Origin of the sequence: Tardiphaga sp. (assembly GCF_044340795.1) — a bacterium.
Classification (GTDB): domain Bacteria; phylum Pseudomonadota; class Alphaproteobacteria; order Rhizobiales; family Xanthobacteraceae; genus Tardiphaga.
On sequence record NZ_JBIISY010000328.1, the window covers coordinates 1 to 5,341 of the forward strand.

Genomic DNA, 5,341 nt, shown 5'->3' on the forward strand with positions numbered 1-5,341 from the left:
CTCGGAGAGCACGCATCGCCTCGCCATTCGCTGACACAATTGGCGGCCTAGAGAACTTACTGTCATGCAGAATGTTCTGTTGAGCGTTGGGACGCAGGATCAAATACTCCGCAAGGGCGGCGGCGGAAACCCGTGGCTCAGCGCGTTCGCGAACTGACGGGTGAAGTGCTGGAGAGGAAGCCATGGAAGAAGACCTTTCGATAGCAATCGACAATCAGAAAACGCTTTGGCTTACGGAAATCTCGCGCGCGACATTCGACGACCAAGCTCTCGATGACCTGGGCGGCGACGGCGGCGTCTTTGTCGTGCTGGAAGATGTCTCAGAAGGCACCTTCGAAGTGCTCGCCAAGGCCGCTTCAATTTGGGCCGGCGAATCACTACTCAATATTATTGCCAGCTCGCTCAAGCGACCGCCACATCTAACGCTAGTTTCCTAAGCCTTGAGACCGGGCCCGGCGGAAGGCCGAGCCCGATGTACGGCTACTGCCTATTGCAGCACGGACGTAGCGCGTGACGGAGATCGGTTTCGATCCTAAACCGCTCCGCAAGACCGCTCGAAACGTGAAGTGTACTTAGATGTGTCGCACCATTCAGTAAGACCGCACCAAAACTGTGATGAGCATCAAGCTCATCAGTGAGGCGACGACGCATACTGCTTGTTTCGCCAACATATAGTGGCTTCCAAAGATTACCGCCGATGCTTTGGCAGAAAATATAGACGCCGGGAATGTCGCGATAGATCGTGCGAATGGGATCGAGTTGAAACTCGTACTGAGTTCCCAATTGCCCAATCCACGAGATCGGCACATACGGCCTGTTAACCGGGTAGAGTGACATTGCACTTCTCCACACTGGGGTCACCAAAGTGGGCTTGACCAGTGCGAGACCTCGGAGTCTAATCCGAGTCCTTCCACCGCCCTGCTTGCACCGGTCCACATCGGCGCAAGACTGGATCGGACAGAGGCCACCTTGGATTGCCGTCCGGGGTGGCTTTTTCCGTTTCAGCGTCAGCGATCAGTTTCATCAACATGATCTTACCCGTCAAGGATTAGTGACGGTTCCTGAATCAAATACTAAATATGGTGGAAAGGGTGGATAACCGTGGGGTTCCGCACACCCGCTCACACCGCCAACTATCAGAGATTCCTGCGAAATCGGGCGCTCGAAAAATCGCGTGGAGCGAGAGATAGCCGGCACTTGCACCCGCTGTTCACAGGTCAACGGGTGCCTAAGTTCGCGAAAAACTCGCTCAACCATCTCTTTTCAACTCCCCGCCGTTCGCAACGCTCGTAAACGTCCCTTGCCTGGCGATCTCCCACGCGGCTTCCATGAACCCGGCCCAGGCCATGCAGGCCAGTCAGCCGCCGACGCCGATGCGGCGGACACCCAAAGATTCCAGACGCTGGACGGTCATGGTTGGCTGCACGTTGGCCACAAGAGCCCATCAGCTACCGATATGCCGCGTCGGCAGCATCCGCTCATGAAGTACCCTGACGACTTCGATGATCGCACCAGCGCTTTCTGCACGATAGAAGACGACGTGAACGGGGTGCCCAACCGGTGCTTCACGACTGTGATCGCGGCTGTGGCGGATGTGATAGCTGCGCAAGCCGGCAAACAGATCACTGCAATCGACGCTTGAGGGTGAAGTGGGTTGCGCTGCGATCCGCCGCAACGCCGCCGTCAGCAGTGCGCGATAGCGCAGGCGTGCGTCGGCACCGTGCATGGTTTCACTGCTGCGCAAGATTGCCGCAATGTCCGCTTTCGCCAGTCCGGAGAGGCGATAGCGTGCCACGGGCGATCACCGTGTGGGAGAGGCGAGATCGTCCAGAGCGGCATCGAGATCCGCGTCGTCCACTTCGGTGAACCGGCCATTGTCCAGCGCGTCGAGGCCGGCCTGCAGCTGCGTGCGCAGCAGATCGAGCTTCAGTTCGTCCGCCTGAATGCGATGTTGCAAACCGCGCACGGCGTCGCGCATCGCTTCGGAGGCATCCTCATATTTTCCCGCGCGGACAACCTCCTCGACGAAGGCGTCCTGCTCGTCCGTCAGATGGATGTTGCGCACCGGCATGGCGATATCTCCGCTCGGCGAAGCCTATCGTAATCGGGCATTTTTGCCAATGCGCGCCCGGATCAGCTCCCAAACAGCTTATTCAACTCCCCGCCCTTCGCCCCATGCGCGAAGGCCGTAAATGTCCCCTGCCCGGCGATCTCCTGCGCGGCCTGCATGAAGCCGGCCCAGGCCATCCGGGCCAGTGCGCCACCGACCGAGATTCGACGCACGCCGAGCGAGGCCAGATGCTGCACGGTCATGGTCGGCTTGATGGTGAGCACATTGAGCGGCTTGCCGCCCAGCGCGGTCACCAGCGTGGTGATCTCCTCATCCGAGGCGACGCCGGGCGCATAGAGGCAATCGGCGCCGGCCTCGGCAAAGGCGACCAGCCGCGCGGTGGTCTTCTTCAGGTCGCGCTCGCCATGCAGAAAACCTTCGCAGCGCGCCACCAGCATGACGGCGGGATCGACACCATCGATGGCGGCGCGGGCGGCCTTGATGCGCTCCACCGCCAGCCGGTCGTCATAGAGCGGCTGGTCCGCGCGGCCGGTGGAATTCTCGATGGACAGGCCCGAGATGCCGCTGGCCGCGGCGCGCGCGACATTGGCGGCGACGCCGGCGGGGTCGTCGGCAAAGCCGTTCTCGAAATCGGCATTCACCGGCAGGTCGGTGGCGGCGGAGAGGTCCTTGAGGTGGGCGATGACATCGTCGGCCGTGACCTTGTTGTCCGGGCGGCCGGTGGACCAGGCATAGCCGGCCGAGGTGGAGGCCAGCGCCTTGAAGCCGCAATGGGCGAGATAACGGGCCGAGCCGACATCCCAGGGATTGGGCAGGACGAAACAGCCGGATTCGTGCAGCTTGCGGAAACGGGCGTGCTTCTCGGCGGTGGAGAGGGGCATGGGCGGTCTCCCGGTGTTTTATTCGTCATTGCGAGGAGCGTAGCGACGAAGCAATCCAGAAGCCACAAGCAAGGTCTGGATTGCTTCGTCGCCAAGAGGCTCCTCGCAATGACGGCTATCTGGGCCGAAGCTCAGACAGCCACCCGATTCCCGATCACCACTGCCCGGGCATCCCGCTATCCAGCAGCGCCGCCAGCCGGTCCAGCTCCGGCGCGATATCCCGCGTCACGTCGTCCGCACGGATCGCCAGCACGCGATAACCGCGCTCCTCCAGCCAGGTCTGGCGGGAGGCGCGGTCCGCCACGATCACCTCGGTCTCGTCGGGATTCACCAGCTCGACCGCGATGCGCTCGGGGAAACTGACGAAATCCGGGATGTGGCGGCCCACCGGGGTCTGGCGCTTGAACTGGCCTGCAAAGCGGCGGTCGGAGCGCAGATGCTCCCACAGGATCCGCTCGGCATCGGTGGGGTTGCGGCGGAGCATGCGCGCGAGGCCGCGGACGGTGCCGCTCTCGTGCTCCTTGGCGCCGCGGCCGTGTTCGGCCAGCAGCGCGCGCAGGCGCGTGGCCTGTTCGCCGTCGAGCACGCCGCCCTTGGCCGGGCCCTTGCGGCCCTCGGCGATGGCCATCACCACGCCGTGCAGCGTGTGCATGTCCTGCTTGGACGGCTCCATGCGGGTAAAGATGTTGCGCAGGTTCACCAGCATGGTGTCGCGCTTTTCCGGCGGGCGGAGGAATTCCACCTTGTCGAGCTCGGCGACCAGATTGTCGAAGAACGTCCCCATCTGGTGCTGCGAGGCGCGCTCGGAGCGCTCGGGCATGGCGTAAGGCAGCGCGTTGGAGGTCGCCTGCTTGAACCATTCATAGCCGCAGAGCAGCACCGCCTGGGCGAGGTTCAGCGAGGAGAAGCCGGGATTGACCGGGAAGGTCATGATCCGGTTGGCCAGCGCCACCTCCTCGTTCTGCAGGCCATAACGCTCGCGGCCGAACAGGATGCCGGCGGTGGCGCCGGTCCTGATATGGGCGATGGTCTCGGCGGCGGCGGCCTCGGGGGCGACCACGGGCTTGGCCTGGTCATGGGCGCGGGCGGTGGTGGCGTAAAGGAGGGTGCAGTCGGCGACCGCCTCCTCCACGGTGTCGAAAATCTCGACGGCGTTGAGGACGTGGTCGGCGCCGGAGGCGGCGCGCTGGGCGTGGACATTGGGCCAGCCGTCGCGCGGCTTGACCAGGCGCAGGCGGGTCAGGCCGAAATTGCCCATGGCGCGCGCGGCGGTGCCGATGTTCTCGCCGAGCTGCGGCTCGACCAGAATGACCACAGGGCCTGTCAGATCGCTCATGGTCTTGCTGCGATCGGTGCCGGAGCCGGACATGTCTTCAATTCCTGATTGCGGCCGGACGCTTGGCTCGCGCTTCGAGCAAGATCTCGGTAACCATGTTTTTCTCGAACGATTTGAGCGGTTTGTACGGAACTCTGAATCCAGAGCTGGATGTCGTGGCGGCGGCGCCTGTCGCAGCCTCGCCGCGCTTTATGGGAGGATTGCGGGGAGTGCAAGCCGGTCCCCGGATTGCGCTACGCTCCATCCGGGCTACGCATAGCGGCCGCGCTTTCGCCTCGCCATGGCGGGTGCTATAGCCCCGTCACGAACCCTTCCCGCAACGCGCTAAAGGCCCGAACCACATGGCAAAGATCAAGGTCGCCAACCCGGTCGTCGAACTCGACGGCGACGAGATGACCCGCATCATCTGGCAGTACATCAAGGACAAGCTGATCAACCCCTTCCTTGATATCGACCTGCACTATTACGACCTCGGGATGGAATACCGCGACAAGACCGACGACCAGGTCACCGTGGATGCGGCCCACGCCATCAAGAAATACGGCGTCGGCGTCAAGTGCGCGACCATCACCCCCGATGAAGCTCGCGTGAAGGAATTCAACCTCAAGCAGATGTGGAAGTCGCCGAACGGCACCATCCGCAACATCCTCGGCGGCGTCATCTTCCGGGAGCCGATCATCTGCAACAACGTGCCGCGCCTGGTTCCCGGCTGGACCAAGCCGATCATCATCGGCCGCCACGCCTTCGGCGACCAGTACCGGGCCACCGACATCAAGTTCCCGGGTAAGGGCACGCTGACGATGAAGTTCGTCGGTGAAGACGGCACCACCATCGAGCGCGAAGTGTTCCAGGCTCCGGGCGCCGGCGTGGCGCTCAGCATGTACAATCTCGACGACTCGATCCGCGACTTCGCCCGCGCCTCGATGAACTACGGCCTGACCCGCAAGGTCCCGGTCTACCTGTCGACCAAGAACACGATCCTCAAGGTCTATGACGGTCGCTTCAAGGACATATTCCAGGAGATCTACGACAACGAGTTCAAGACAAAGTTCG

Annotated in this window: 7 protein-coding genes; 2 read left to right on the plus strand and 5 right to left on the minus strand. The window is 62.6% G+C overall.

Annotation, left to right across the window (positions count from 1 at the left end):
• Nucleotides 1–182 precede the first annotated feature (182 nt).
• On the plus strand, nucleotides 183–437 hold the full coding sequence (locus ACIQ17_RS30300) for a hypothetical protein (RefSeq protein WP_398473170.1): 255 nt from the start codon (nucleotides 183–185) through the stop codon (nucleotides 435–437).
• A gap of 43 nt (nucleotides 438–480) precedes the next feature.
• Here the strand turns inward: ACIQ17_RS30300 and ACIQ17_RS30305 are convergent, their stop codons facing one another.
• The 5 genes from ACIQ17_RS30305 to ACIQ17_RS30325 all read right to left on the minus strand — a co-directional run bounded on the left by ACIQ17_RS30305 (nucleotide 481) and on the right by ACIQ17_RS30325 (nucleotide 4,321).
• Nucleotides 481–837: a hypothetical protein gene (locus tag ACIQ17_RS30305; RefSeq protein WP_398473171.1), complete on the minus strand. Its 357-nt coding sequence runs from the start codon at nucleotides 835–837 to the stop codon at nucleotides 481–483.
• Nucleotides 838–1,444: 607 nt separating this feature from the next.
• Nucleotides 1,445–1,795: a type II toxin-antitoxin system RelE/ParE family toxin gene (locus ACIQ17_RS30310; RefSeq protein ID WP_398473172.1), complete on the minus strand. Its 351-nt coding sequence runs from the start codon at nucleotides 1,793–1,795 to the stop codon at nucleotides 1,445–1,447.
• 6 nt (nucleotides 1,796–1,801) lie between these two features.
• Nucleotides 1,802–2,071, minus strand: coding sequence for a type II toxin-antitoxin system ParD family antitoxin (locus tag ACIQ17_RS30315; protein WP_398473173.1), 270 nt, complete (start codon nucleotides 2,069–2,071; stop codon nucleotides 1,802–1,804).
• A gap of 62 nt (nucleotides 2,072–2,133) precedes the next feature.
• Nucleotides 2,134–2,952, minus strand: coding sequence for an oxaloacetate decarboxylase (locus tag ACIQ17_RS30320; protein WP_398473174.1), 819 nt, complete (start codon nucleotides 2,950–2,952; stop codon nucleotides 2,134–2,136).
• 154 nt (nucleotides 2,953–3,106) lie between these two features.
• Nucleotides 3,107–4,321, minus strand: coding sequence for a TrmJ/YjtD family RNA methyltransferase (locus tag ACIQ17_RS30325; RefSeq protein ID WP_398473175.1), 1,215 nt, complete (start codon nucleotides 4,319–4,321; stop codon nucleotides 3,107–3,109).
• Nucleotides 4,322–4,629: 308 nt separating this feature from the next.
• On the opposite strand from ACIQ17_RS30325, the gene ACIQ17_RS30330 reads away from it, so the two are divergent.
• Nucleotides 4,630–5,341: NADP-dependent isocitrate dehydrogenase (locus ACIQ17_RS30330; RefSeq protein WP_398473176.1), on the plus strand; the 712-nt coding region annotated here is incomplete at its 3' end.